The sequence below is a fragment of the Streptomyces doebereineriae genome, from assembly GCF_031845645.1.
GTDB classification, from domain to species: domain Bacteria; phylum Actinomycetota; class Actinomycetes; order Streptomycetales; family Streptomycetaceae; genus Streptomyces; species Streptomyces canus.
The window spans coordinates 226,007-250,681 of record NZ_JAVREZ010000007.1 but is presented as its reverse complement, the minus strand read 5'-3'; the positions used below and the strand labels follow the sequence as shown (position 1 = coordinate 250,681).

Below are 24,675 nucleotides of genomic sequence, written 5' to 3'. Positions count from 1 at the left end.
AAACCAGCTGCGTTCGTCCGGCCCGGCGCAGACACTGTTCGAGCATCCCTTTCTCGAACACTCCCTGGAGCCACCGCTTTGCAGGCTGCCGTCACCGTGTCGCCCTCCCGTATCCCCGAGCTTCTCCTCGGCCTCGCCACCGTGCGGCCCGTCTTCGTCTGGGGTGCCCCCGGCATCGGCAAGTCGTCCCTCGTCAGGGAGTTCGCCGCCTCGCTGGGGCTGGAGTGCGTGAGCCTGATCGGTACGCAGCTCGCTCCCGAGGACCTCATCGGGGTGCCCCAGATCCGGGACGGCCGGTCGGTGTTCTGTCCGCCGGAATCCATCGCCCGCGACGAGCCGTACTGTCTGTTCCTGGACGAGCTGAACGCGGCCACGCCGGATGTGCAGAAGGCGTTCTACTCGCTGATCCTGGACCGCCGTATCGGCGACTACGAACTCCCCAAGGGCTCCATCGTCATCGGTGCCGGAAACCGGGCCACCGACAACGCCCTCGCCCGGCCCATCGCCTCCGCCCTCGTCAACCGTCTCACCCATGTCCATCTGGAGGCGTCCGCGAAGGACTGGCTGGTCTGGGCCGCCGAGAACGGCATCCACCCCTGGATCCTCGACCACCTCACCGACCGGCCCGACCACCTGTGGTCCAAGCCGCCGAAGACCGAGGAGCCCTTCTCCACGCCCCGCTCCTGGCACATGCTCTCCGACGCGCTGCACTCCTTCGGCCGGGACCTCGACGAGGAGACCCTGAAGGTCCTCGCGCACGGCACGCTGACGCCCAGGCACGCGACCGCGTTCTGCGGCTACGTCAAGATCGTGCGCAGCCGGTTCGGGATCGAGGCGATCATCAAGGGCGACGCACGCTGGCCGAACCGCCTGGAGGACCGCGACCTGCTCTACTACCTCGCCGAGTCCTTCCGCGGCCGCCTGATCAGCGAACTCCCGGTCAGCAAGGAGCACATGTCGGCGGCCGGCCGCCAGACCGCGTACCGCGCCAAGTCGCTGCTCGTCCAGCTCGCCGAGATCTCCGTCGAGGTCGCCCAGACCGTCATCGCCTCCGATGCCGACGGCAACCCCGTACTGCCCTCCTGGTTCCTCGTCGAGGCGGCCCGTGACATGCCCCGGCTGGTGGAGGCGCGGCGGTGAACCGAAGCCCCGAAAAGAAGAAGAAGCGGGACCTGGCGGGTGAGGCGTTCGCCGAGGGAATGAAGCTGATGCGGGCCAACCCCGCCCTCGCGGCCGTCGAGTTCGACGTCTGCCGCCGGCAGGAGTGCCGGTTCGCGCCCCGGGACGGGCTCGTGGTCGTCGACTCCGACGGCGATCTCCACGCCCACCCCGACCGGCTCGCCGAACCCACCGCCTGGGCCTGGGCGCTCGCCCACGCCGTCCTGCACCTCGGCTTCGGCCACGTACCGGCGGTGAAGAGCGAACGCATCCAGCCCGACCGCTTCGACCTCGCCGCCCGCTGTCTCGTCGTCAACCGTTTCCTGCTCGGCTTCCCCGTCGGCAGGACCCCCGAGCACCTGCCCGCTTCCTACCCCGACGGCGACGAGGAGCAACTCGCCGCCCGCTGGCGGCGCGACGGCATCCCGGCCGTCTACGAACACTGCGGTACGGCGGGCCCCGAGCCCGACCAGCTGCTGCTCAGGTGGGTGGGCTGGTCCCAGCCGCCCGACTGGCAGCTGGCGTTCGCCACCGCCCTGACCCGGACCGTGTCCGCGGCGATGGACATGGCGGGCGGCCGCCGCGACTCCCTCGACGGCGAGGCGCCCACGCTGCGCCCCTGGCAGCAGGCCCTGAGCTGGTTCATCTCCTCCTACCCGCTGCTCGGCGGCATCGCGGCCGGCATCAAACTGGTCGCCGACGCCGAACTCGCCCGCGCCCACGGCATCGCCATCGCCGCCGTCAACGCCGAGGCCGCCGAGATCTACATCAACCCGATGCGCCGCTTCGACGACGAGGAATGGCGGTTCATCCTCGCCCACGAGATGCTGCACGCCGCCCTGCGCCACGGCGACCGCTGCGGCACCCGCGACCCCTACCTCTTCAACATCGCCTGCGACTACGTCATCAACGGCTGGCTCAACGAGATGCGCATCGGCACCATGCCCGAGGGCCTGCTGTACGACCCCGAGCTCACCGGCCTCTCCTCCGAGGAGGTCTACGACCGCATCGCAGGCGATCTGCGCCGCATGCGCCGGCTGGCCACCCTCCGCGGCAAGGGCGCCGGCGACATCCTCGGCGGCCCGCTCGGCTCGCCCCGCGACTACGTCGACCTCGACGAGTTCTACCGCCGTGGCCTCGCCCAGGGCCTCGACCTGCACCAGCGGCAGGAGCGCGGGTTCCTGCCCGGCGGCCTGGTCGAGGAGATCCGCGCGCTCAGCCATCCGCCGCTGCCCTGGGACGCGCAACTCGCCCGCTGGTTCGACGAGTTCGTGCCCAGCCCCCAGCCCGTGCGGTCCTACGCCCGTCCCTCGCGCCGTCAGTCGTCCACCCCCGACATCCCGCGCGCCGGCCGGTACTTCCCGCCCGAGGAGATCGCCCGCTGCACCTTCGGCGTGGTCCTGGACACCTCCGGGTCGATGAACCGCACCCTGCTCGGCAAGGCACTCGGCGCGATCGCCTCGTACGCCGAGGCCCGGGACGTACCGGCCGCCCGGGTCGTGTTCTGCGACGCGGCCCCGCACGACGCCGGCTATCTGCCCGTCACCGAGATCGCCGAGCGGGTCCGGGTGCACGGCCGCGGCGGCACCGTCCTGCAGCCCGGCATCGACCTGCTGCACCGCGCAGACGACTTCCCCGCGAGCGCGCCCGTGCTGGTGATCACCGACGGCTGGTGCGATGTGCTGCGCGTCCGGCGCGAGCACGCCTATCTGATCCCGCAGGGGGCCAGTCTGCCGTTCACCGCAGGGGGGCCGGTCTTCCGCGTGAGCTGAGCCGTAGTGTGATCGGATGGTTCCCGTACACCCCCGTCAGCGGGACCACACGAAAGGACTGACCGTGGCTACCACGCGCTCCGCACACACCGTCTGGGAAGGCAACCTCCTCGAGGGCAACGGTGTCGTCACCTTCGATTCCTCCGGTGCCATCGACGAGCAGCCGGTGACGTGGGCTGCCCGCACCCAGGAGGCGAACGGCAAGACCAGCCCCGAGGAGCTGATCGCGGCCGCCCACTCCAGCTGCTTCTCCATGGCGTTCTCGCACGCCCTCGCCGGGGCCGGCACCCCGCCCACCAAGCTCATCACCTCCGCCGATGTCACCTTCCAGCCGGGAGAGGGCATCACCGGCATCCACCTCACCGTCGAGGGCACCGTGCCGGGTCTCGACGAGGAGGGTTTCGTGGCCGCCGCCGAGCAGGCCAAGGTCAACTGCCCGGTCAGCCAGGCCCTGAAGGCCGTACCGATCACACTGGACGCGAAGCTCGCCTGAACCCGAAGGCACCAGGTCGCGCAGGCCGCTCGTCCGGGGCGGTCTGCGCGCGGCGCGGTTCGGGGATCGGTTCGGTGGTGCGGGAGGGAACGCGATGACGGTGGGAACGGCCGGCGGTACGGCGGCACTCGACTCCGGCACCCGTGAACTCACCCGTGTCGTCGTGCTGTTCAGCCTCACCGGCCGTCTGGACCCGGGGCGGCCCTCGCTGGGCAGCCTCGTCGACAGATTCGACTTCGGCCGCTTCGCCCTGCACCTGAAGTCCAGCGAGGCGGTGCTGCCCGTGCCGGTGCTCGTCGAGGACGTGGCCCCCGAGGAGTTGCGGCTGCCGCACGGCGACCACGGCCTCGACCTCGCGTCCGTCGAGATCGCCGTCCTCGCCACCCCGCGCGGGGACATCACCCTGGCCCTGGACTGCGGGTTCGCCGGACAGACGCCTCCTTCCGCCCTCGCGGCGTGGCTCGCCGACACCTGCTTCGACCGGGATCGGATCACGCTCGGCACCAGAGCCCTGCTCGACTCGCTGGGCGGACGGCTCGCCCCGCGGGAGCCGCTCGCCTTCGGCCAGAACGTCCACCAACTGGTCTTTCCCGGTGGCGACTTGGAGAACGACCTGCTGGGCCCCGACGAGACCCGCCTGCCCACCCTGCTGAATGAGATCGTCTACCGCGGCCGGCTGTCCACGTCCGAGCCGCCCCACCTCCACAAGAACGGCCGCACCCTCTCCGCGCACGGCCGCGGGGTCTCCGTGCACGCCGGCTGGGCCGAGCACGTGGAGAACGGACTGATCCTGGTCGCCGTCGGCGTGATCTCCGCCCTCGCCGTCCTGCAGCGCACCCGGCTGGCCGCCTTCGAGACCATGCGCGCCAACGAACGGGCCGCGGCCGAGTCGCCGTACGAGATCCGCAGGCTGATCTCCACTCTCTCCGACGGCGTGAACGAACTCCAGCTGGACCTGGCCTTCGGCGTCGAGGCGTACGTCGACAGCCTGCTGATCCCCGAGATGGTCATGGAGGCCTTCCAGTCCTCGCTGCGCGACGCCCTCGGCATCCCCGACAGCCTGGACAACTCCGCCAGGATGGTCGAGCGTCTGACCTCGGTGATCAGCGCCCGCTCGGCCGCTCTGCAGGCCCAGCTCGCCGAGCGCGACGACCGCAGGGACCGTACGGTGTCGGCGCTCGTCGCGGTGGCCACCGGCATCGCTCTGCCGCCGACGCTGCTGCTGGCGTTCTTCGGGGCCAACGCCTCGAACGTGGACAATCGGCGGTCCATCTTCGACGCCCACTACCTCCCGGCCTACCTGCTGGCCTGGCTTCCCTTCATCGCCCTCGCCGTGATCGGATACCTCCTGCTCAGGCGGGTCAGCAGGCGCTCCGGCGCGCTGCTGGCGACCCCGACGGCCGCCCCGGTGCCCGCCCCGCGGTCGCCGTCCCGTCCACCGTCCGGAAGCTGAGAGCCGTATGTCACGACGTCCCGCCGTCTCCGCCCACCGGGGCGGATCCGAGCGTGCCGGGGCCGCGACCTGGGAGGCCTACGAGGACGCGATCCGGTCCGGGGCGGAGTACGTCGAGTTCGACATCCGGCGTACGGCGGACGGGGTCTTCGTCGTCCACCACGACCCCCGGGTGGGGCACACCGGCCCACGGCTCAGCGAGATCACCCACGCCGAGCTCAACGAACGGTCCGGTCGTCCCGTGCCGGTCGTCGACGAGGTGATGTCCCTGATCGCGGGAAAGCTGGCCGGGCACCTGGACCTGAAGGAGAGCGGCTACGAGCGCGAGCTGATCGATCGGGCGGTCGCCCTGCTCGGCGCGGACGGCTTCGTCGCCACGACTCTCGAGGACCGATCCGTCGCGGCCATCGCACGAGCCTTCCCGCACGTGCGCACCGCGCTGTCGCTGGGGCGCGACCGCAAGGAGATCGCCCGGGCCCGCCTTGCCGGCACCCGGCTCAGCGAGCTGCTGCCGATGCGCCGGGTGCGCGCCTGCGGCGCGAGCGGGGTGGCCGTGCACCAGCGGCTGGCCCGCGCCAACGTGCTCCGCCAGGCGGCCCGGCACGACCTGTTCACCATGGTCTGGACGGTCAACGACGACACCCTGATGCGGGCGTTTCTGGGCCATCCACGCGTCGACGTCCTGATCACCGACCGGCCGCGACGGGCCGTCGCGCTGCGCGGGGAGGCGCACGAGGAGCGTGAGCCGGGGTACTCGTCCCCCTGAGCAGGGCCACCCGCGCCATTGACAAGAGCGCACTCAAGTTTTGTGCTGGAGTGCGGGACGGCTCCCTGGCGGACATCCCTGGCGGAAGGGGACAGCGATGGCACGAGCGGTAGGGATCGATCTCGGGACCACGAATTCGGTGGTCGCCGTGCTGGAGGGCGGTGAACCCACGGTCGTCGCCAACGCGGAGGGGGCCAGGACCACACCGTCGGTCGTGGCCTTCGCGAAGAACGGCGAGGTGCTGGTGGGCGAGGTCGCCAAGCGGCAGGCCGTGACCAACGTCGAGCGCACCGCGCGCTCCGTGAAACGGCACATGGGCGACGGGAGCTGGCGCTTCCCGGACCAGGGCTCAATCGACGGCACCCGGTACCGGGCGCAGGAGCTGTCGGCGCGGGTGCTGCAGAAGCTGAAGCGGGACGCCGAGTCCTATCTCGGCGAGGACGTCACCGACGCCGTGATCACGGTGCCCGCCTACTTCGACGACTCCCAGCGGCAGGCCACCAAGGAGGCCGGGGAGATCGCGGGGCTGAAGGTCCTGAGGATCATCAACGAACCCACGGCGGCCGCGCTGGCGTACGGCCTGGACCGGGGCGAGGAGCAGACGGTCCTGGTCTTCGACCTGGGCGGCGGCACCTTCGACGTGTCCCTGCTGGAGATCGGCGACGGGGTCATCGAGGTCAAGGCGACCAACGGCGACACCCACCTGGGCGGCGACGACTGGGACCAGCGGGTCGTCGAGCACCTCGTGAAGAAGTTCCAGGGGCAGTACGGCGTCGACCTCGGCAAGGACAAGATGGCGCTGCAACGGCTGCGCGAGGGAGCCGAGAAGGCGAAGATCGAACTGTCGTCGTCCTCCGAGACCACGATCAACCTGCCCTACATCACCGCCTCCGCCGAGGGGCCCCTGCACCTCGACGAGAAGCTGACCCGCGCCCAGTTCCAGGAGCTCACCGCCGATCTGCTCGACCGCTGCAAGACCCCCTTCCACCAGGCGGTCAAGGACGCCGGCATCAAGCTCGCCGCGATCGACCACGTGATCCTCGTCGGCGGCTCCACGCGGATGCCCGCGGTCACGGACCTGGTCAAGGAGCTCACGGGCAAGGACCCGCACAAGGGGGTCAACCCGGACGAGGTCGTGGCGGTCGGCGCGGCGCTCCAGGCGGGCGTCATCCGCGGCGACGTGAAGGATGTGCTCCTCCTCGACGTCACCCCGCTGTCCCTGGGGATCGAGACCAAGGGCGGCATCATGACGAAGCTCATCGAGCGCAACACCACGATCCCCACCCGCCGTTCGGAGATCTTCACCACCGCGACCGACAACCAGCCCTCGGTCGGCATCCAGGTCTACCAGGGGGAACGCGAGATCGCCGCGTACAACAAGAAACTCGGCGTCTTCGACCTGACCGGCCTGCCGCCCGCCCCGCGAGGCGTCCCCCAGATCGAGGTCGCGTTCGACATCGACGCCAACGGGATCATGCACGTCTCGGCCAAGGACCTCGCGACCGGGCGCGAACAGAAGATGACGGTCACCGGCGGATCGGCGCTGCCCAAGGACGACATCGACCGCATGATGCGCGAGGCCGAGCAGTACGCCGAGGAGGACCGCAACCGCCGCGAGGCCGCCGAGACCCGCAACCAGGCCGAGCAACTCGTCTACCAGACCGAGAAGTTCGTCCGGGAGAACGGCGACAAGGTCCCCGCCGACACGAAGACGGAGGTCGCGTCGGCGGTCGCGGAACTGAAGCGGCTCCTGGAGGAGAACGCCGACACGAACACCCTCCGGGGCGGTGTCGAGAACCTCGCCTCCGTCAGCCAGAAGATGGGCCAGGCGATGTACGCCCAGGCCCAGCAACCGCCCCCGCAGGACGAACCGGCCGCACCGCAACAGGAGGAGGAGGGCGTCGTCGACGCGGAGATCGTGGACGACGAGAAGGACCAGAAGGGCGGGGCCGCCTGAGGCCCTGTCAGACCACCGTCCCCGCGGTCGGCAGCGTGGCGCACACGGCGTCGAGGACCGTCGCGTACGGCGTGCCGAAGCCGGTGAGCCGGGAACGGAGTTGCTCCAGAGCGTCGCGGTGCTCGGTGAGCAGGTCGATGTCCCCGGTGCGGGCCGCGAACTCCAGCACCGAGGGCAGGAAGTCCGGCAGTTCCTCACCGGTGAACTCCAGCCCGGCGGCCCGGTAGACGTTCTGGAACCGCGCCGGCGACATACCGCGCCGTGTGTCCCCGTCCTGCCACGAGCTCAGATACAGACTGTGCCGGTTCCCGAAGTCGAAGACCCGGACGTAGTGCGCCGCCAGGTCCTGCGCGGGCATCACCGCAGCGTGGTCGACGAACTCCCGCAGCTGCGGGGCCGCCTCACGCAGCAGCGGCAGCCGCGCGCGGAAGTCGTCGTCGGGATACGTCAGGCAGAGCGCCGCCGCCTGGTACAGCACTGCGTCCGAGGGCATCAGGTCTCCTCAGCGTCGTCCGTGTCTCGTATCGCGGTCGCGGCGGTGTCCGGGTGTCGGTCACGTGCGCTCCCTCGGCCTGCCCGCGGCTGCTTCGAACCTAGGGCGGGGCGCGGGAGCGCACCCGTTCACGGCACCCGTACGGGTCAGGCCTTGCGCGCGACCCCCGCGTACACCGGCACGATGCCCTCCGCCTGGGCCGCCACGTCCTCCGGACCCGGACGCCAGCCCGACACCGGGATCACCCCGGGGCCGAGCAGCTCAAGCCCGGCGAAGAAGCGGGAGAACTCGGCGAGCGAGCGGGGGAAGAAGGGGGTGCCGTTGCGGCGGAACTGCTCGGCTGCCTTCTCGATGGCCGCGGGGCTCAGATCGGGCGTGACCTGCGAGAGGATCACGAAACTGCCCGGGGCGAGCTCGGCGACGTACCGTTTGAGCAGCCCGTACGCGTCGTCGTCCAGGTAGTGCGTGAGCGCCACCAGGGACAGTGCGATCGGCTCCGAGAAGTCCAGGGTCTCGGCGGCCGGCCGCAGGATGGTGTCCGGGTCGCGGACGTCCGCGTGCACGTAGTTCGTGGCGCCCTCGGGGGTGCTGTGCAGCAGGGCCTGCGCGTGCCTCAGGACGATCGGGTCGTTGTCCGCGTACACGACCTTCGACTCGGGGGCGACCTCCTGCGCCACCTGGTGCAGATTGGGCTCGGTGGGGATGCCGGTGCCGATGTCGAGGAACTGGCGGACACCGGCCTCCGCGGCCGTCCGCACCGCCCGGTGCATGAAGCGGCGGTTGGCACGCGCCCCGCGCACCACGGTGGGGTCCACCTCGAGGATCTTGCGGGCCAGTGCCTCGTCCACCGGGTAGTTGTCCTTGCCACCCAGCCACCAGTCGTACACCCGCGCCGGGTGCGGGCGGCTCGTGTCGATTCCGGGTGCGTCGGATCCGGTCATGCGGTGTCCTCTCCCCTCAGAAGTCCTCGCGGCGCTCCCGCAGCAGCTTCTTCGTGCGCTCGGCCGACGCGGCTCGCGCCGACATGTGGTCCAGGACCTCCAGATGCGTGGCGACCTCCTGGCGGGAGTCGAGATACAGCGCACCGGTCAGGTACTCGGTGAAGACCAGGTCGGGCAGCTCCGGCTCGGAGAAGCGGAACAGCGAGAAAGGCGCGTACGTCCCCGGGTGCGGGCCCTCCTCGAACTCGCACACCTGGAGCGTGACCCGGTCGCGCTCCGCGAACTCCAGGAGCTTGTCCAGCTGCTCGCGCATCACCTCGGAGCGGATGCTCACCGGGCGGCGCAGCACCGTCTCGTCCATGATCACCCACAGATGGGGTGCGTTCGGGCGCTCCAGCAGTCGCTGCCGGGCCATGCGCAGCGACACATGCCGCTCCAGTGCCTCAGAACCCGCCTGCCCGATGGTCCCGGCCTCCATGACGGCACGCGCGTAGTCCTCGGTCTGCAGCAGTCCGGGCACGAAGTGCGGCTCGTAGGACCGGATGATCCCGGCCGCGCCCTCCAGGCTCACGTACAGGCTGAACCACTCGGGCAGCACATCGTGGAACCGCTGCCACCAGCCCGGTTTGTTCGCCTCCTCGGCCAGCTGGACGAAGGCCTCGACCTGTTCCCCTGAGACGCCGTACGTCTCCAGAAGCACCTGGACATACGGGATCTTCAGGGCGACCTCGGCCATTTCTATGCGCCGCACGGTCGCGGGGGCCACCCGCAGTACCTGCGCGGCCTCCTCGCGCTTGAGGCCGGCCGCCTCCCGCAGTTCCTGAAGCCGTCTGCCGAGCACCACCTGGCCCACGGTCGGCGCAGGTCGCCGCTCACTCACGCCACGCCTCCCCTACGCGTCGAAGCTTGCGTGCAGTGTGCCATGTCCCCGTGCCGGTCTCACCGGTCACGACCGCTTCCCCTTCATTACCTTCCGCGTAATCGACCGGGAGCCGGGCGGCCGGGATCGTGGTGGTCACGGGTTCCGGGCCGGCGCACTCCGGTCCGGGATCCGTCTCCCACGCGTCGTCAGGGCAGCAGTGAGTGAAGGTACTTGACCGTCGACGGGTCTGCCGGGAGGAACGTCTCGATGGCCAGCTCGGCGACCGTCACGTCCATGGGTGTGTTGAACGTGGACGTGGACGAGATGAACGACAGCGTGCGGCCCTCGTGCTCGATCCGCATCGGCAGCGCGAAGTACGGGACGGGATCCGTCTGTTCGGGGCTGTCGTCGGTCTCGGGGACCGTCACCGGGTACGCCGACACCTCCGCGTACAGCTTCCGCAGCGACTCGGAGCGGCGCAGGGCGATCTGCCGCCGCATCTGTTCCAGCAGATGGCCGCGCCACTCCCGCAGGTTGCGGATGCGCGGGGCGAGGCCCTCGGGGTGCAGGGTGAGCCGCATGGTGTTGAGAGGGGGCCGGAGCAGGGACTCCGGGATGCCGTCGAGGAGCATCATGATGCCCCGGTTCGCGGCCACGACATGGTACGCGGCATCGAACACCAGAGCGGGGTAGGGCTCATAGCCCTGGATCAGCCGCTCGATCCCCTCCCGCAGGGCGTCCAGGGACGGGTCGTCCAGCGGCGTCTCCGGGAAGCGCGGGGCGTACCCCGCCGCGAGGAGCAGCGCATTGCGCTCCCGTACCGGCACGTCCAGGTGCTCTGCGAGCCGCAGCACCATCTCCTCGCTCGGGCGGGAGCGTCCCGTCTCGACGAAGCTGATGTGCCGGGCGCTGGAGTCCGCCCGCAGCGCCAACTCCAGCTGACTGACCCGCCGTTGCTCCCGCCAGGCACGCAGAAGCGGACCGACGCCCTGGTCGGAGGCGGTGGTGACCTTGCCGGAGGGAATAATGGCCATGCATACGACCGTAGTCGAGGAGTGGGTGCGTTGATCGGGCCATGGACGATGGAGAGCGCTGCGGTGTACCGCGCCAGGGTGCGGGGCTGCCTGCTGGGCGGGGCGATCGGGGACGCCCTCGGTTACCCGATCGAGTTCGCCTCTCTGGACCGTATCCGCTCCGCCCACGGCGAGCGCGGAGTCACCGGCTTCCTGCCCGGCGCGTACGGCGCGGTCGGGCTGATCAGCGACGACACCCAGATGACCCTCTTCACCGCCGAGGCCCTCACCCAGGCCGTCCGGCGGGAGCAGGAGCGAGGTGTCAGCGGCGCCTGGTCCCGGCTGCTGAGCTGGAGCTACGAGCGGTGGCTGGAGACCCAGGGCAAGCCGGGCCCCGAGCACGCCACCGTGCCGGAAGGCAGCCCCCGCGGCAGCCTGGTCGACCAGGCGTGGCTCTACTCCCGGCGCGCCCCCGGCAACGCCTGTCTCTCCGGGACCGCCCAGCGGTACCACCCCGAGCCGTGGCTCGCGCTCGAAGGCAAGCCCGGCCACGTCAACCCCGACTCCAAGGGCTGCGGCACGGTCATGCGCTCGGCCCCCTTCGGTCTGTGCGACACAGGACAGGAAGCCTTCGAGAAGGCCGCCCGCGGCGCCCAGATCACCCACGGCCACCCGACCGGCTACTACGCGGCGGGCGCGTTCGCCGCGATCGTCGCGCACCTCGTCGCCGGCGACTCCCTGGAGGGCGCGGTGCTGCGGGCGATGCGGCTGCTGGCACGCCACCCCGGCCATGAGGAGACCTTGACCGCACTGGGACGCGCCGTCGACCTTGTCGCGCAGGGTGGTGAGCCGACGGCCGGGAAGGTCGAGTCCCTCGGCGCCGGCTGGGTCGCCGAGGAGGCACTCGCCATCGGCGTCTACAGCGCACTGGCCCACCCCCACCTCCGCGACGTCCGCCATGCGCTCCTGCTGTCCGTCAACCACTCCGGCGACAGCGACTCCACCGGTTCGATCTGCGGAAACCTGGTCGGCGCGCGTCACGGTGACGTCGGTTTGCCGCAGGAGTGGGTGGAGCGGGTGGAGGGGCGGGGCGCGATCGCCGCGGTCGCGGACGACCTTGCCGGGGCGTGTGTCCGCCTCTGACCGGGGAACCCCCTGACCAGGGCCGCGACTGTCGCCTTGTGGGAGCCTGGACAGGTACCCCCAACCGTGGAAGGAGCGAGGTCATGCCCGTCGAACCCCTGTCGCAGAAGGAGATCGAGGACCGGCTCGCGGAACTGCCGGGCTGGTCCGTCGACGACGGCCGCCTCACCCGTTCGTACCGCCTCGGCACGCACTTCGCCGCGACCGCGATGGTCGTCCACATCGCCCAGGTCCAGGAGGAGCTCGACCACCACTCCGACCTCACCCTCGGCTACAACACGGTCGCGCTGTCCGTGCACACGCACAGCGCGGGCGGCGCCGTCACCGCGAAGGACTTCGAGCTCGCGCAGCGGGTGGAGGCGCTCGCCCAGGGTCACGGAGCCCAGTGAGGCCGTGCTCGACTACGACAAGGAGGCCGACGCCTACGACGTCACCCGCGGCGGCGAGCCCCGGGCCGCCGCGGCCGCGGACGCCGTGCTCGGGCTGATCCCCGCGCAGACCCGGCGGCTCCTCGACGTGGCCTGCGGCACCGGGATCGTCACCCGCAGACTCGCCGCCGCCCGGCCCGCGACCCGGGTGTCGGGCGCCGACCTGACGTACGGCATGGCCCGTATGGCCGCCGTACGGCTGCCCGGCGCGGTCGTGCTCGCCGACGGCCGTGCGCTGCCGTTCCCCGACGGGATGTTCGACGCGGTCACCAGCGTGTGGCTGCTGCACCTGCTCGACCGGCCCGAGGACGTCCGCGCCGCGGTCGCCGAATGCGCCCGGGTCCTCAGACCCGGCGGGGTCTACGTGACCACCGTCGACAAGGCCGCCGCACACGATGTGGGCAGCGACATCGACGCCGTCCTCGCCCGGCGGCCGCGCCGCCCGGCCCCGGACGCGGCGCCGCTCGTCGAGTCGTACGCCGCCGCCCACCTTCTGCACCCGGCCGGGCAGGCCCGTTTCCCGGGCCGGGGGCAGGGCCGCAGCCCCCGGCGTACCGCCGCCGACCTGCGGCGCGGCTGGTTCACCCGGCTGCCGCCCGGCGACCCGCTCACGGAACGGTTCGCCAACCGCCTGGAGGCGCTGCCCGACCAGGAACTCCCGCGCCCCGACCCGGTGTTCAGCCTCCGGGCGTACCGGAAGGCCGGCTGAAGTCCATGGTCCAGTTGGTCACCCAGGTCTCCCCGCCGTCGGCGGAGAACGCCTGCTCCCAGCGGGCTCCGGCCGCTGAGACGTCCGCCCACACGAACCGCACCCGCACGTCCTTCCCGTGGTAGGAGTCGTCGCCGTAGAACTCGCCGCGGCCGCCCTCGAACCGTCCGGTCACCGGCGGGTACAGCTTCCCGCTGCGGCTCGCGGCCCAGTTCAGCGACCACTGCTCGGTCTCGCGGTCGAAGAGCCGCAGGGTCGCGCCCTTGGCTCCGAGGTGCGGCATGTCGATCTCGTCGACGTTCGCGGCCCCGTCGAACAGCGGACGGCAACGGCTGGTCGCAGGGAACTCCTCCCACCCGCTGTCCGGGTCGAGGAAGTCGGTGCGGCGGCGGTTCACGACCTTCCAGTCGCCGTGGAAGAAGTCGAAGTCGTGCGGACTGCTCATGCGCGGTCTCCCGTGGTTCCTTCGGGCAGGGAATCGGCCAAGTAGGCGGCCAGGTCAGGGACTTCGGGTGCGAGCAGATGCCGTACCCAGGCGTCCCGTTCGTGCAGGATCGGCGGGAGCTCGAAGACGCAGCCGATCCAGGGCAGGTCCGGTGTGACGAAGTGCGTGGGGTCGACGTCCGGGCACCGGAGCGCCGGCTGCCCGGCGGCGGCACCCCGGAAGTGGAGCACGTTGTCCCACACCCAGCTGTAGACGTTGAGGTAGGCGCCGGTGTCCGCGCCCCGGTGCAGGACGGCGAAGGCCGCGGGCGGGGTGCCGTCCGGCTCCGGCAGCAGCTCCGGGAGGATCTCGTACGCCGCCTTCTCGACGTCGGGCGCGATGCCGGCCGGGTCGGCGGTGACGTGGTAGCGCTTGATGTGCCGCCCGGCGACCTCGATCGGTGGTCGCACGGTCAGCAGCTTCTCGGTGAAGGCCATGCGCAGGACGCTAGGCCCACTTCACTGACACCCTGTGTCAGTGAAGTCCGGCCGACTCGTCTCGATCCTCCTCCTGCTCCAGACCCGGGGCCGGATGACCGCCGCCCAGCTCGCCGAGGAGCTGGAGGTGTCCGTGCGCACGGTCTACCGGGACGTCGAGGCGCTGAGCGCGGCGGGCGTCCCGCTGTACGGCGACGCGGGCCACGCCGGTGGCTACCGCCTCCTCGACGGCTACCGCACCCGGCTGACCGGCCTCACCCCCGGGGAGGCCGAAGCTCTCTTCCTCGCCGGAGCGCCCGGTCCCGCCGCCGAGCTGGGCCTGGGCTCCGTCCTCGCCGCCGCCCAGCTCAAGGTGCGGGCCGCACTTCCGGAGGAACTGCGGGCCCACGCGGACCGGATCAGCGGGCGTTTCCATCTCGATGCGCCCGGGTGGTACGCGGAGGCCGAACAGGCGCCGTTCCTCCCGGCGGTGGCGGAGGCGGTGTGGAGCAGCCGGGTGCTCCATGTCCTGTACCGCCGCTGGGCCGAACCGACCGACGTGGAGCGGCGGTTGGAGCCGTACGGACTGGTGTCCAAGGCGGGCCGCTGGTACGTCGTCGCGGGCCCGGGGCCGCGCACCTTCCGCGTCGACCAGATCCTCGAACTGGCCTCCTCCGAAGAGGAGTTCGCCCGCCCCGAGGACTTCGACCTGGCGGCCTACTGGACGGCGTACCAGCGGGACTTCCACGACCGGCTGTACCGGGGCGAGGCACTCGTGCGGCTGGCGCCGGGCGTGCGGCTGCCGAGGGCAGTCAACATCCGTACGGATCAGGATGGTTGGACCCTCGTCCGGGTCCCCGTCGAGTCCGTCGAGCACGCCCATGGCGCATTCCTGCGCCTCGGCACGGACATCGAGGTGCTGGAACCCTCCGAGCTGCGCGAACGGATCGCCCGGACGATCGCCGAACTGGCCGAAAGATACGGCAACTCCGCTTCCCCGTGCGGCGACTGAGTGGGCGGAACCCGTCCGTCCCCACTGCTTCGGAGGTTCACCCCGTGCAGCACCCGCACCCGCACCGCAGACGCCGAGTCCTCCTCTCGGCGACGACCGCCGCCGTGGCCCTGGTGGCCGCCGGTCTGACCGCGCTGTCGCCCGGTACGGCCGAGGCCGCCACCGCCCGCCAGGTCGAGAAACTCGACCGGGGAGTCGTCAGCGTGCACACCAGCAGCGGCAACCTGGTCAGCTGGCGCTGGCTCGGCACCGACCCGAACGACGTGTCCTTCAACGTCTACCGCGCCGGCACGAAGGTCAACTCGACCCCGGTCACCGGCTCCACGAACTACTTCCACTCCGGCGCGCCCGCCGAGGCCGACTACACCGTCCGGGCGATCGTCGGCGGTGTCGAGCAGGCGGACTCGGTCCACGCCGTCCAACTCCGCGGCGGCTACAAGGACGTTCCCATCAGCCCGCCGGCCGGCGGCACGACCCCTGACGGCGTCGCCTACACCTACGAGGCCAACGACGCGTCCGTCGCCGACCTCGACGGCGACGGGGCACTGGACTTCGTCCTCAAGTGGCAGCCGACCAACGCAAAGGACAACTCCCAGTCCGGCTACACCGGCAGCACGATCCTCGACGGCGTCAAGCTGGACGGCACCCGGCTGTGGCGGATCGACCTGGGCCGCAACATCCGTTCCGGCGCCCACTACACGCAGTTCCAGGCGTACGACTACGACGGCGACGGCAAGGCCGAGGTCGCCATGAAGACCGCCGACGGCACGGTCGACGGCACCGGCGCGGTGATCGGCAGCTCCTCGGCCGACTACCGCAACTCCAGCGGCTATGTCCTGTCAGGCCCCGAGTACCTGACGATGTTCAACGGACAGACCGGCAGGGCGATGCAGAGCGTCGACTACGTCCCGGCACGCGGCACGGTGTCGTCGTGGGGTGACTCGTACGGCAACCGGGTCGACCGCTTCCTCGCGGGAACGGCGTACCTGGACGGCGCCCGCCCTTCGCTGATCATGGCCCGCGGCTACTACACCCGTACGGTGATCGCGGCCTGGGACTGGAGAGGCGGCACCTTCACCCGCCGCTGGACCTTCGACACCAACTCCTCGACCAACAGCGGCAAGGGCTACGACGGTCAGGGCTCGCACAGTCTGTCCGTCGGGGACGTCGACAACGACGGCAAGGACGAGATCGTCTACGGGGCGATGGCGGTCGACGACAACGGCAACGGGCTGTGGACCACCAGGACGGGCCACGGCGACGCCCAGCACCTCGGCGACCTCGATCCCTCCCACGCGGGTCTCGAGTACTTCAAGGTCTCGGAGTCCACCTCCCAGCCGGCGGAGCTGTACATCAACCCGGCGAACGGCACGGTGAACTGGAAACTGGCCGCGTGCTGCGACAACGGGCGGGGTGTCGCCGGCGACATCTGGGCCGGCAACGACGGTGCGGAGGTCTGGTCGGCCTCCGACACCTCGATCCGCGACGAGGCGGGCGCCACGAAGGGCCGCGAACCCTCCTCCGCCAACTTCCTGTCCTGGTGGGACGGCGACACGGTCCGCGAACTCCTCGACGGCACCCACATCGACAAGTACGGCACCTCCTCGGACACCCGCCTCCTGACCGGGGCGTCGGTCCACTCCAACAACAGCACCAAGGCGACCCCGTCCCTGTCCGGCGACATCCTGGGCGACTGGCGCGAGGAGGTCGTCTGGCCGACGTCGGCCAACACGGCCCTGCGGATCTACTCGACCCCGTACGAGACGACGACGAAGATCACCACCCTGCTCCACGACACGATGTACCGCACGGGCCTGGCCTGGCAGAACACGGCATACAACCAGCCCCCGCACCCGAGCTTCTTCCTCGGCAACGGGATGGCGACGGCGCCGAGGCCGACGGTGTACACGCCGTGACATGAGCGACAGGGCGGCTGCGGACAGCCGCCCTGTCGTCGGGTCAGGCCACCGTGCAGGCCTGGTCACCCAGCTTGAACGCGGTCGGTTTCCCGTTCGTCCCCGACCAGCTCCCCGTGAAGCCGAAGCTCACGGAGGAGCCCGCGGCCACGTTGGCGTTCCAGCCGACGTTCTTCGCGGTGACCGTCGAGCCCGACTGGGCGGACTCGGCGTTCCAGGTCTGGGAGATCGTCTGGGCGTTGGGGAAGGCCCAGCCGAGTGACCAGCCTGTCCAGGCGCTCGAGCCCGTGTTGCTCAGCTGGACGTCCGCCTGGAAACCGCCCGACCACTGGTTGGTGATCTTGTACGTCACCGCGCAGGCCCCCGTCGGCGTCGGATCCGTCGGGTCCGTCGGATCGGTCCCGCCTCCGCCGCTCGTGTCGGAGGTGTCGCCGTAGATCACGCCCCGTCCGTTGGTCGAGACGTACACCCGGCCGTACACCCGCGGGTCACCGGTGATGGCCGCGCCGGTCCAACCCCACTGGTGGGCATCGTCGTTGATACGGGTCCAGGTCGTGCCCTTGTCGGTCGAGCGGAAGACGCCACGGACGCCACCGATCTTCGCGCTGGTGTAGAGCGTCTGGTACGACGCCCCCGTGGCCGCCTTCCCGAATCCGATCGCGTCGGCCTGGTCGACGTTCGAAAGCTTCGTCCAGCTCGCGCCGCCGTCCGTGGAGTGCCACAGACCGTACGCCCCGTCGGTGGCCCCGCCCGCGAGCCAGACGTCACCCTTCGCGCCGGGCAACGCCTTGAAGCGCACGCTGTCACCGCTCGGCAGTCCGGTCGCCGCGGACGCCGTGAACGTCGCCCCGCCGTCCGTACTCACGTAGAACTTCCCGGACTTGAAGCCGTAGAAGGTCTTCGCGTCCACCCGGTCCGGCTCCACGATCGCCCCGGCCGGGATGCCGCTCGACGCCGACCAGGACGAACCGAAGCCCGTCGTGTACTGCACGCCCGTGCCGTCGGGGCTCCACACGAACCGGCTGCCGTCCGAGGCGGCGGCCACCGTTCCGCCACCGCTGACGCCCGAGGGGTCGGTCCCCGCGAACCAGTTGGCCCCGTTGTCCGTCGAGAACGCGATGTGCGGGCCCGAGTCCAGGTTGCCGACCCGTACGACCGTGTTCGCGTTCGTCTCGGCGAAGTCCAGACTCGTGGTCGTGGTGAAGTTCGGGGACGTGAACATCATCGACGGGACCTTGGTGAGGTCCGTGTGCCGGAAGCCGCCGACGTCACCGAGCGCGCTCAGCAGCGGGGCGCCGGAGGGCGGTGAGGCGAGGTCGTTGACCGCGGTCTCCTCCAGGCCCTGCACCATCGGCTTGATGGTGAACTGGCCGCCGGAGTCCCAGTTCGTGAGGTTCTCCGTGCCGTAGAGCGTCGCCCCCGTCCCGTACATCATGCGGTTCGAGTCGAACGGGTCGATCTCCAGCGACTCCGTCATCCAGCCGAGCTTCGGCGTCTGCTCGGGCGGTGACGGATTCGCCCCCCAGGTCAGCCACGGGGAGGAGGAGACGTCCATGGTGTAGCGGTTCGCGCGATTGGGGTACGACGTGTAGTCCCACGCCCGCGTCCAGGTCGCCCCGCTGTCCGTGGACCGGAAGATCTGGGTGTCCGGCCACCAGGAGCTGTAGGCGGTGGCCATGACCGTGCCGGGCTTCTGCCGGTCCACCGTCAGTCCGCTGAAGCCGTAGTAGGTGTCGGCCTCCGCGACCGGGCTGATGTTCGTCCAGGTGCCGGTCGCCGTCGCGTACCGCCACACCTGGCCCTTGCCGCCGTCGTACGGGCCGCCCTTGTCGCTGTAGGAGAGATACAGATAGCCGCCCGCCGCGTCCAGGACACCCTTGTGGGCAAGGTAGCCCGTCGGCTGGCCGGCGAGCCGAGTCCAGGTCGCGCCCGCGTCCGTCGACCGGTACACCGAGTTCTGGAGGTCCGCGACGCCGACGTAGATCGCCCGGGTGGCGTTCCCGGACGTGCCCGTCGACTCGTCGAAGGTCACCCAGACGATGCCCTGGTTGTCGCTGGCGTAGCCGCTGGTGTCGCTCGGGTCCTGTTGGTAGTTGCCGACGTTGGGGAAGTTCGCCACCTGCGACCAGCTGACCCCGGAGTCCGTCGACCGCCACAGCCCCTTGCCGCTCGGCGCCCCGAGATAGAGCACGCTGTTCTTGTTCGGGTCGACCGCCAGCCGCTCGCCCATGCCCCGCCCCGGCATGTTGCCGCCGAGCTTGAAGGGCAGGTCGGTTTTCTGCCAGCTCGCGCCCCGGTTCGAGGAGCGCATGACGGCGCCGTTCTTCGGGTCCCAGCTGTTGGTGTACGTCCCGACGGCCGCGTACACCCTGTTCGGATCCACGGCGTCTGAGGCCAGGCTCACCACGCCGGTGTGCCCCCAGTCGTCCCAGCCGACCGAGTCGAGCAGCGGCGTCCAGGTCTTGGACGACTGCTGCCAGCGGTAGGCCCCGCCGATGTCGGTGCGGGCGTACGCCAGGTTCTTCTCGGAGCGGTTGAAGACGATCCCGGGGACGAAACCGCCCCCGTCGACCCGGGCATTCTTCCAGGTGTACGTGTCGGCGGCGAGCGAGACCTTCGCGGTGCTGTCGGCCGCCAGTGCGGGTGGGGTGCCGGCGAGCAGCCCGGCCGCGAGCGCGAGCACGGCCGTGAGGATGCGGGTTCTTCGCACGGGGGGTCCTTTCCGGGAAAGGGGGGAGTGGGAGGTAAGCGCTTTCCTTGGAGTGCGAGAGTTGCCGGGCGACCCCCAGTGCGGGAGGGGGCCACCCGGCCGTTTCGGCCCCACCGTCCGGTGGCGGAGCCTTATACGCGGAGCCTTTCAGGCGGTTCCGAGGAAGCGCCGTGCACTGTGGCGCCCCTCAAGGGGCGCGGGGAACTGCGCGACCAGCTACAACGGACCCGCAGTCAGAACACGGCGCAACCCGCGGAGCGCCCGGCGGGGGCTGGTTATTCGAGAAGCTCCGCGTACGACCCCATGGCCAGGGCGATGTCCGCCTGGGCCCAGAACCGGTGATAGGTGAACGACGGCACCGCGCCGCCCGCGAGATAGGCCTCGATCTTCGACCAGGCCGGGTCGTCCTCGTAGAACGACCGGATGGACTCGAAGGTCGACGACGCGTTGATCGCGTCACCGTTCGGCATGGTCCCGGTCCAGCCGCTCGGGACGTACACCGCGTCGTCGAACCGGTTGTAGTCCGCCCGGTTCTCCGGCACCGCGATCCCCAGGCTGTCCTGGTAGTTGGTCCACATGCCGTCCAGCAGAGCCTTGGCCGTGGAAGCGGCCTGGGTGTCACCACTGCGGTCCGCGTAGTACGTCAGGGTCTTGGCGTACGCTGCGGCCACGCCGACGTCGTTGGTGTAGTCGGCGACGGTGACGTGAAGTCCGCTGTTGGCACCGGGACTTGACGCGTTCCAGGTGTCGGGCTGGCCCGACCACTGAAGCGTCGACGGGATCTGGTAGGTGCCGTCCGGGTTGATCGTGGTCTTGGACAGCGCCCAGTCGACCCACTTGTCGAGGACCGCCTTGGCCTGCGCGTTCCCCGTCTGCTGGTAGTACTCGGCGACCCGCTCCATCGACCACGCCTGGAAGCCGAACCACTGGTTGGACGGCGGGTCGTGGTAGACGGGCTGCTGGTCGTAGTACATGCCGTAGAAGGTCGACTTGCCGGCCGGGGGAGTCGCGTAGCGGCCCGCCCAGCTGTTCGTCGCACCGCCCGCGATGGCACCCTCGTCGGACTGCAGCCAGCGGTAGAACTCCAGCTGCCGGCCCAACGAGGTGTTCCAGTCCGCCGCGCCCGTCGCCGACTTGGGCTTGAGGTCGGCGTAGGAGCTCAGCGCGTACGCGGCCATCGGGTTCTGGTAGCCGCCGTGCGCGTGACTGGATCCGATGCGCCAGGCCCAGCCCGCCGAGGTGTCGGTGGCGCCGCCCCAGGCGTAGTACCAGGACAGCAGGTACATCGAGGCGTCCTTGCCGGTACCGGCCGCACAGGTGGAAGGACCGACACAGTTGCCGATCTTCTTGAAGTACTTGTCGTACATGGCGTAGCGCAGATAGTCGCCCATCTTCGCGGCCTTGCCCACGGTGGCGGAGACGTCGGAGCCCTTGCCCTGCTCCTTCGCCCACTTGTCGGCCCAGTACGCGGCCTGCACCGCACGTGCGTCGGCGTCCGGGGCGTTGGTGAACTTCCACTGCTTGGCGTAGGAGGCGTCACCGGTGAAGAGATCCAAGTACCCGTTCTTGCCGCCGTACTTGAACTGGTCACAGGTCGGCTGCGGCACCGTCTCCCACACCGACTCCTGCGCACCGCGCTGGAAGGTGTTGATGTACGACGGTCCGGTGTCCGTCGGTCCCGCCTCGCACTTGCCGGGCGAGTTGCCGTAGCCGTAGACGTTGTCGACGTCCTGCAGCCAGTGCATGCCGTAGACGTCGTCGGTGCCGTATGCGCTCTTCAGTTCACCGGCGATCGGATCCGAACCCACCGACACCCCGGTGTCCAGCTTCGCCGGGTACTCGTTCGGAGTGTCCAGCTCGGGCGCGTAGGTCGCCGGCTTGGAGGCGTTGTAGAAGGAGTTGGTCGGCTGGTCGGCGTGGGTGGGGATCATGTACTTCTCCATGATGTCCCAGGCACCGTTGAACTTGGACCAGTCGCCCGTCACCTTGCCGTACATGGCCTGGAGCCACAGGAGGTAGCTGTACGCCTCCGAGGTGGTCTCGTGGCCGTGGTCCGGCGCCTCGACGATCAGCGTCTCGACCGAGTGGTAGGGGATGCCCTCGGGGGAGAAGTAGCCGTTCGCCGGGTTGGTGATCTTGCCGTACAGATCCAGGAAACGGGCGTTGTAGGTGCCCGTCGCCGCGATCTGGGTGACCGTCACCGAGGCCTTGGCGTGGCCGGTCGCCGTCGACTCGAAGGTCGCCGCGCCGGTGCCGGAGGCGTTGCCGGTGATGGTCACCGTCTGCGCGGTGTTCCAGTTCGACGGAGTGAAGGTGAGCGAGGCCCCGCCGGTCACCGAGAGACCCGCGTTGCCGCCGGTGCGGGCGGTCGTGACGGTCACGTTGGCCGAGGGCTGCGTCGACAGCTTCACGGTGTACGTGCCCGTCTTGCCCTGCTGGACGGCGAGTTGGGTCGCCGAGGCGACGACCGCGGGACCCGAGGCGACCGTGATGCCGACCGGCGTCGACTCCCCGGACGCGCCCAGGCTGTCGTACGCCTTCGCGAGCAGCGAATGACTGCCCACGGTCAAACTTGAGACCGAGAGCGAGTACGGCGACGTCGTGTCGGTGCCCAGCAGTGTGGTGTTGTCGTAGAACTCCACCTTGCTGATGGTCGCGTTGTCCGCGGCGGCGGCCGTCGCGGCGAGCGGGACCGCGTTGCCCTGGGTGTAGACAGCGCCCGCGGCCGGGCTGGTCAGCACGGTGATCGGCGGCTGGTGGGCGCCAGTGCACGAGGTGCCGTTGATCGCGAAGTTCGTCGGCGCCGCGTTGGCGCCGCTGTAGGTGAACTGCGCGCCGGTGGTGACGGCGGAGCCCGCGGCGATGTTCGCGTTGTACGTGGCGCTGTTGACCGTGACCGTCTGGCCGGACTGGGACCAGGTCCCGTTCCAGCCGTTGCTCAGCTTCTGGTTGCCCGCGTAGCCGTACGTCAGGGTCCAGCCGTTGATGGCGTCCGTGCCGCGGTTGGTGATCGTCAGATCCGCGGTGAAACCGGAACCCCAGTCATTGGTCTTGTAGTCGACACTGCACTGAACTGCAGCTGCCTGTGCGGGAGTTGAAGCCGCACTCAGCATCGCGAACGGCAGTGCCATGGCCGCCACGACAGCGGTCCACAATCGCCGGACGGCCCGGCGTCTCCTGGTGGGGGGCATTGCTGGTTCCTCCTTGTGCGGCTCGGAGAAGTCAAGGCTTGAACCAGTGGGAGCGCTCCCATAGTGGAGACGACCATTCAAGGGGTCAAGGCTCTTGAAGAGTCGAAAAGATTCGACGAACGGGACTGAGGGAAAGTCAAGTGACCCCTCTGTTCTTTGCCGTCACTTGGCGCTACCTTCCTTGACACCAGTGGGAGCGATTCCATCAGTCGACGCGTCCGTAACGGCGCGCTGATCTGCAAGGAGTCGCTCATGCGACACCCCCCGCGTTCAGTACTTGCAGCCGTTGCCGGCGCGGTCGCCCTCATCGGGTCCGTGACGGTGCCGGTGGTCACGGCGTCCGGCGCCGCCCCTGCCTGCTCGGTGGAGTACTCCGTCACCAGCCAGTGGGGCGGCGGCTTCCAGGGTGCCGTGAAGATCACCAACAACACGGCCGCCATGAGTAGTTGGAGCCTCGCCTTCGACTTCGCCGGCGGCCAGAAGCTCACCCAGGGCTGGAACGCGAAATGGTCCCAGTCCGGTACGACGGTCACCGCGGCCAATGAGAACTACAACGGCTCCCTGGCCACCGGAGCGAGCGTCAGCGCCGGATTCATCGCGTCCTGGTCGGGGAGCAACGCCGTTCCGACCTCGTTCAAGCTCAACGGCACCAGCTGCAACACGGCCGTCGAGCCCTCGCCCACACCGGAGCCGACGGATCCCGCGGAAGACGGGCCCCCCGTCCTCCGTGCGTCGGGCAACAAGCTCGTGGACGCCGGCGGCGCGACCCGCCGTCTGCTCGGCGTCAACCGGTCCGGCGGCGAGTTCATGTGCGTCCAGGGCCGCGGCATCTTCGACGGCCCGGTCGACGACGCCTCGGTGAAGGCGATCGCCGACTGGAAAGCGAACACGGTCCGCATCCCTCTCAACGAGGAGTGCTGGCTGGGCCTGTCCACCATCGATCCGTCCTACGCCGGGGCGAACTACATCAACGCCGTCAAGGACCTGGTCGCCAAGGTCAAGGCCCACGGCATGACACCCGTGGTCGAACTGCACTGGACCTACGGGCAGTACACCGGCAACTCCGCCGGCTGCTCCGACGTGCACGCCAGTTGCCAGAAACCGATGCCCGACATGCAGTACACGCCCGCCTTCTGGGCCTCGGTGGCCAACACCTTCAAGAACGACCGCACCGTCGTCTTCGACCTGTTCAACGAGCCCTACCCGGACCGCGCCACCTCCACGACCACCCAGGCGTGGCAGTGCTGGCGGGACGGCGGCAGCTGCCCGGGCATCGGGTACGAGGTCGCCGGTATGCAGGATCTCGTCGACAGCGTCCGGGGCACCGGCGCGACCAACCTGATCCTGGCCGGGGGGATCGCCTACTCGAACGACCTCAGCCAGTGGCTGACGTACAGACCGGCCGACCCGGCGGGCAATCTCGCCGCCGCCTGGCACGTGTACAACTTCAACACCTGCGCCAACGAGAGCTGCTGGAACTCCACGCTCGCCCCGGTGGCCGCCCAAGTCCCCCTCGTGGCGGGGGAGATCGGCGAGAACACCTGCGCGCACGGATTCATCGACCAGGTCATGAAGTGGTTCGACGACCGCGGTCTGTCGTACCTCGGCTGGACCTGGAACACCTGGGACTGCTCCTCCGGACCGTCCCTGATCAGCAGCTACGACGGCACACCCACAGCGTTCGGCACCGGGCTGCGTGACCATCTGCGCGCCCTGAACGGATAGCACCCGCCCAACGGACAACATCCGCGAACGAGA

Annotated in this window: 20 protein-coding genes; 12 read left to right on the top strand and 8 right to left on the bottom strand. The window is 70.0% G+C overall.

Annotated features, from left to right (window positions below):
- Window positions 1–78 precede the first annotated feature (78 nt).
- The 6 genes from RNB18_RS22035 (at window position 79) to dnaK (ending at window position 7,599) form a co-directional block, all read left to right on the top strand.
- Window positions 79–1,140: an ATP-binding protein gene (locus tag RNB18_RS22035; RefSeq protein WP_311715816.1), complete on the top strand. Its 1,062-nt coding sequence runs from the start codon at window positions 79–81 to the stop codon at window positions 1,138–1,140.
- A gap of 59 nt (window positions 1,141–1,199) precedes the next feature.
- Window positions 1,200–2,930: a vWA domain-containing protein gene (locus RNB18_RS22030; protein WP_394817654.1), complete on the top strand. Its 1,731-nt coding sequence runs from the start codon at window positions 1,200–1,202 to the stop codon at window positions 2,928–2,930.
- A gap of 64 nt (window positions 2,931–2,994) precedes the next feature.
- Window positions 2,995–3,423 carry an OsmC family protein gene (locus RNB18_RS22025; RefSeq protein WP_280861541.1) on the top strand — a complete coding sequence of 143 codons (429 nt, stop codon included), beginning with the start codon at window positions 2,995–2,997 and terminating at the stop codon, window positions 3,421–3,423.
- 94 nt (window positions 3,424–3,517) lie between these two features.
- On the top strand, window positions 3,518–4,876 hold the full coding sequence (locus RNB18_RS22020; protein ID WP_311715814.1) for a magnesium transporter CorA family protein: 1,359 nt from the start codon (window positions 3,518–3,520) through the stop codon (window positions 4,874–4,876).
- A gap of 7 nt (window positions 4,877–4,883) precedes the next feature.
- Window positions 4,884–5,642, top strand: a complete 759-nt coding sequence (locus tag RNB18_RS22015; RefSeq protein ID WP_311715813.1) for a glycerophosphodiester phosphodiesterase family protein — start codon at window positions 4,884–4,886, stop codon at window positions 5,640–5,642.
- A gap of 97 nt (window positions 5,643–5,739) precedes the next feature.
- Window positions 5,740–7,599 (top strand): molecular chaperone DnaK, encoded by a 1,860-nt coding sequence (dnaK, locus tag RNB18_RS22010; protein WP_311715812.1) that lies wholly within the window; start codon window positions 5,740–5,742, stop codon window positions 7,597–7,599.
- Between the two features lie 7 nt (window positions 7,600–7,606).
- Here dnaK and narJ read toward each other — a convergent pair whose 3' ends face one another.
- The 4 genes from narJ to RNB18_RS21990 all read right to left on the bottom strand — a co-directional run bounded on the left by narJ (window position 7,607) and on the right by RNB18_RS21990 (window position 10,929).
- Window positions 7,607–8,092 carry a nitrate reductase molybdenum cofactor assembly chaperone gene (gene narJ, locus RNB18_RS22005; RefSeq protein WP_311715811.1) on the bottom strand — a complete coding sequence of 162 codons (486 nt, stop codon included), beginning with the start codon at window positions 8,090–8,092 and terminating at the stop codon, window positions 7,607–7,609.
- A 146-nt stretch (window positions 8,093–8,238) separates the two neighbouring features.
- Window positions 8,239–9,033 (bottom strand): SAM-dependent methyltransferase, encoded by a 795-nt coding sequence (locus tag RNB18_RS22000; protein ID WP_311715810.1) that lies wholly within the window; start codon window positions 9,031–9,033, stop codon window positions 8,239–8,241.
- Window positions 9,034–9,049: 16 nt separating this feature from the next.
- On the bottom strand, window positions 9,050–9,913 hold the full coding sequence (locus RNB18_RS21995) for a helix-turn-helix domain-containing protein (protein ID WP_311715809.1): 864 nt from the start codon (window positions 9,911–9,913) through the stop codon (window positions 9,050–9,052).
- Between the two features lie 188 nt (window positions 9,914–10,101).
- Window positions 10,102–10,929, bottom strand: a complete 828-nt coding sequence (locus RNB18_RS21990; RefSeq protein WP_311715808.1) for a helix-turn-helix domain-containing protein — start codon at window positions 10,927–10,929, stop codon at window positions 10,102–10,104.
- A 48-nt stretch (window positions 10,930–10,977) separates the two neighbouring features.
- Here RNB18_RS21990 and RNB18_RS21985 point away from each other — a divergent pair, with 48 nt between their 5' ends.
- From RNB18_RS21985 to RNB18_RS21975, 3 genes are all read left to right on the top strand, one after another.
- Window positions 10,978–12,051, top strand: a complete 1,074-nt coding sequence (locus RNB18_RS21985) for an ADP-ribosylglycohydrolase family protein (protein ID WP_311716023.1) — start codon at window positions 10,978–10,980, stop codon at window positions 12,049–12,051.
- 83 nt (window positions 12,052–12,134) lie between these two features.
- Window positions 12,135–12,440 (top strand): 4a-hydroxytetrahydrobiopterin dehydratase, encoded by a 306-nt coding sequence (locus RNB18_RS21980; protein WP_057608199.1) that lies wholly within the window; start codon window positions 12,135–12,137, stop codon window positions 12,438–12,440.
- 4 nt (window positions 12,441–12,444) lie between these two features.
- Complete coding sequence (locus tag RNB18_RS21975) at window positions 12,445–13,188, top strand: class I SAM-dependent methyltransferase (RefSeq protein ID WP_311715807.1); 744 nt, start codon at window positions 12,445–12,447, stop codon at window positions 13,186–13,188.
- Here RNB18_RS21975 and RNB18_RS21970 read toward each other — a convergent pair.
- Complete coding sequence (locus RNB18_RS21970) at window positions 13,157–13,633, bottom strand: hypothetical protein (protein WP_311715806.1); 477 nt, start codon at window positions 13,631–13,633, stop codon at window positions 13,157–13,159. The genes RNB18_RS21975 and RNB18_RS21970 overlap by 32 nt on opposite strands.
- Window positions 13,630–14,109 carry a hypothetical protein gene (locus tag RNB18_RS21965; protein ID WP_311715805.1) on the bottom strand — a complete coding sequence of 160 codons (480 nt, stop codon included), beginning with the start codon at window positions 14,107–14,109 and terminating at the stop codon, window positions 13,630–13,632. Before RNB18_RS21965 ends, RNB18_RS21970 begins: the two co-directional genes overlap by 4 nt.
- A gap of 40 nt (window positions 14,110–14,149) precedes the next feature.
- Between RNB18_RS21965 and RNB18_RS21960 the strand changes: the two genes are divergently transcribed.
- The gene (locus RNB18_RS21960) at window positions 14,150–15,100 is read left to right on the top strand and encodes a helix-turn-helix transcriptional regulator (RefSeq protein WP_311715804.1); all 951 of its coding nucleotides are present in this window, start codon (window positions 14,150–14,152) and stop codon (window positions 15,098–15,100) included.
- A 44-nt stretch (window positions 15,101–15,144) separates the two neighbouring features.
- Window positions 15,145–17,016 (top strand): rhamnogalacturonan lyase, encoded by a 1,872-nt coding sequence (locus tag RNB18_RS21955; protein ID WP_311715803.1) that lies wholly within the window; start codon window positions 15,145–15,147, stop codon window positions 17,014–17,016.
- 43 nt (window positions 17,017–17,059) lie between these two features.
- On the opposite strand, the gene RNB18_RS21950 is transcribed toward RNB18_RS21955, so the two are convergent.
- Both RNB18_RS21950 and RNB18_RS21945 read right to left on the bottom strand, forming a co-directional pair.
- On the bottom strand, window positions 17,060–19,726 hold the full coding sequence (locus RNB18_RS21950; RefSeq protein WP_311715802.1) for a cellulose binding domain-containing protein: 2,667 nt from the start codon (window positions 19,724–19,726) through the stop codon (window positions 17,060–17,062).
- 275 nt (window positions 19,727–20,001) lie between these two features.
- The gene (locus RNB18_RS21945) at window positions 20,002–22,917 is read right to left on the bottom strand and encodes a glycoside hydrolase family 48 protein (protein WP_311715801.1); all 2,916 of its coding nucleotides are present in this window, start codon (window positions 22,915–22,917) and stop codon (window positions 20,002–20,004) included.
- 252 nt (window positions 22,918–23,169) lie between these two features.
- On the opposite strand from RNB18_RS21945, the gene RNB18_RS21940 reads away from it, so the two are divergent.
- Window positions 23,170–24,642, top strand: a complete 1,473-nt coding sequence (locus RNB18_RS21940; protein WP_311715800.1) for a cellulase family glycosylhydrolase — start codon at window positions 23,170–23,172, stop codon at window positions 24,640–24,642.
- Window positions 24,643–24,675 lie beyond the last annotated feature (33 nt).

Excerpts from the sequence above, each read along its gene's own strand:
- RNB18_RS22030 (WP_394817654.1), top strand. The coding sequence starts at position 1,200 with ATGAAGCTGATGCGGGCCAACCCCGCCCTCGCGGCCGTCGAGTTCGAC.
- RNB18_RS22020 (WP_311715814.1), top strand. The coding sequence starts at position 3,518 with ATGACGGTGGGAACGGCCGGCGGTACGGCGGCACTCGACTCCGGCACC.
- RNB18_RS22015 (WP_311715813.1), top strand. The coding sequence starts at position 4,884 with ATGTCACGACGTCCCGCCGTCTCCGCCCACCGGGGCGGATCCGAGCGT.
- dnaK (WP_311715812.1), top strand. The coding sequence starts at position 5,740 with ATGGCACGAGCGGTAGGGATCGATCTCGGGACCACGAATTCGGTGGTC.
- narJ (WP_311715811.1), bottom strand. The coding sequence starts at position 8,092 with ATGCCCTCGGACGCAGTGCTGTACCAGGCGGCGGCGCTCTGCCTGACG.
- RNB18_RS22000 (WP_311715810.1), bottom strand. The coding sequence starts at position 9,033 with ATGACCGGATCCGACGCACCCGGAATCGACACGAGCCGCCCGCACCCG.
- RNB18_RS21990 (WP_311715808.1), bottom strand. The coding sequence starts at position 10,929 with ATGGCCATTATTCCCTCCGGCAAGGTCACCACCGCCTCCGACCAGGGC.
- RNB18_RS21985 (WP_311716023.1), top strand. The coding sequence starts at position 10,978 with ATGGAGAGCGCTGCGGTGTACCGCGCCAGGGTGCGGGGCTGCCTGCTG.
- RNB18_RS21980 (WP_057608199.1), top strand. The coding sequence starts at position 12,135 with ATGCCCGTCGAACCCCTGTCGCAGAAGGAGATCGAGGACCGGCTCGCG.
- RNB18_RS21970 (WP_311715806.1), bottom strand. The coding sequence starts at position 13,633 with ATGAGCAGTCCGCACGACTTCGACTTCTTCCACGGCGACTGGAAGGTC.
- RNB18_RS21965 (WP_311715805.1), bottom strand. The coding sequence starts at position 14,109 with ATGGCCTTCACCGAGAAGCTGCTGACCGTGCGACCACCGATCGAGGTC.
- RNB18_RS21945 (WP_311715801.1), bottom strand. The coding sequence starts at position 22,917 with ATGCCCCCCACCAGGAGACGCCGGGCCGTCCGGCGATTGTGGACCGCT.
- RNB18_RS21940 (WP_311715800.1), top strand. The coding sequence starts at position 23,170 with ATGCGACACCCCCCGCGTTCAGTACTTGCAGCCGTTGCCGGCGCGGTC.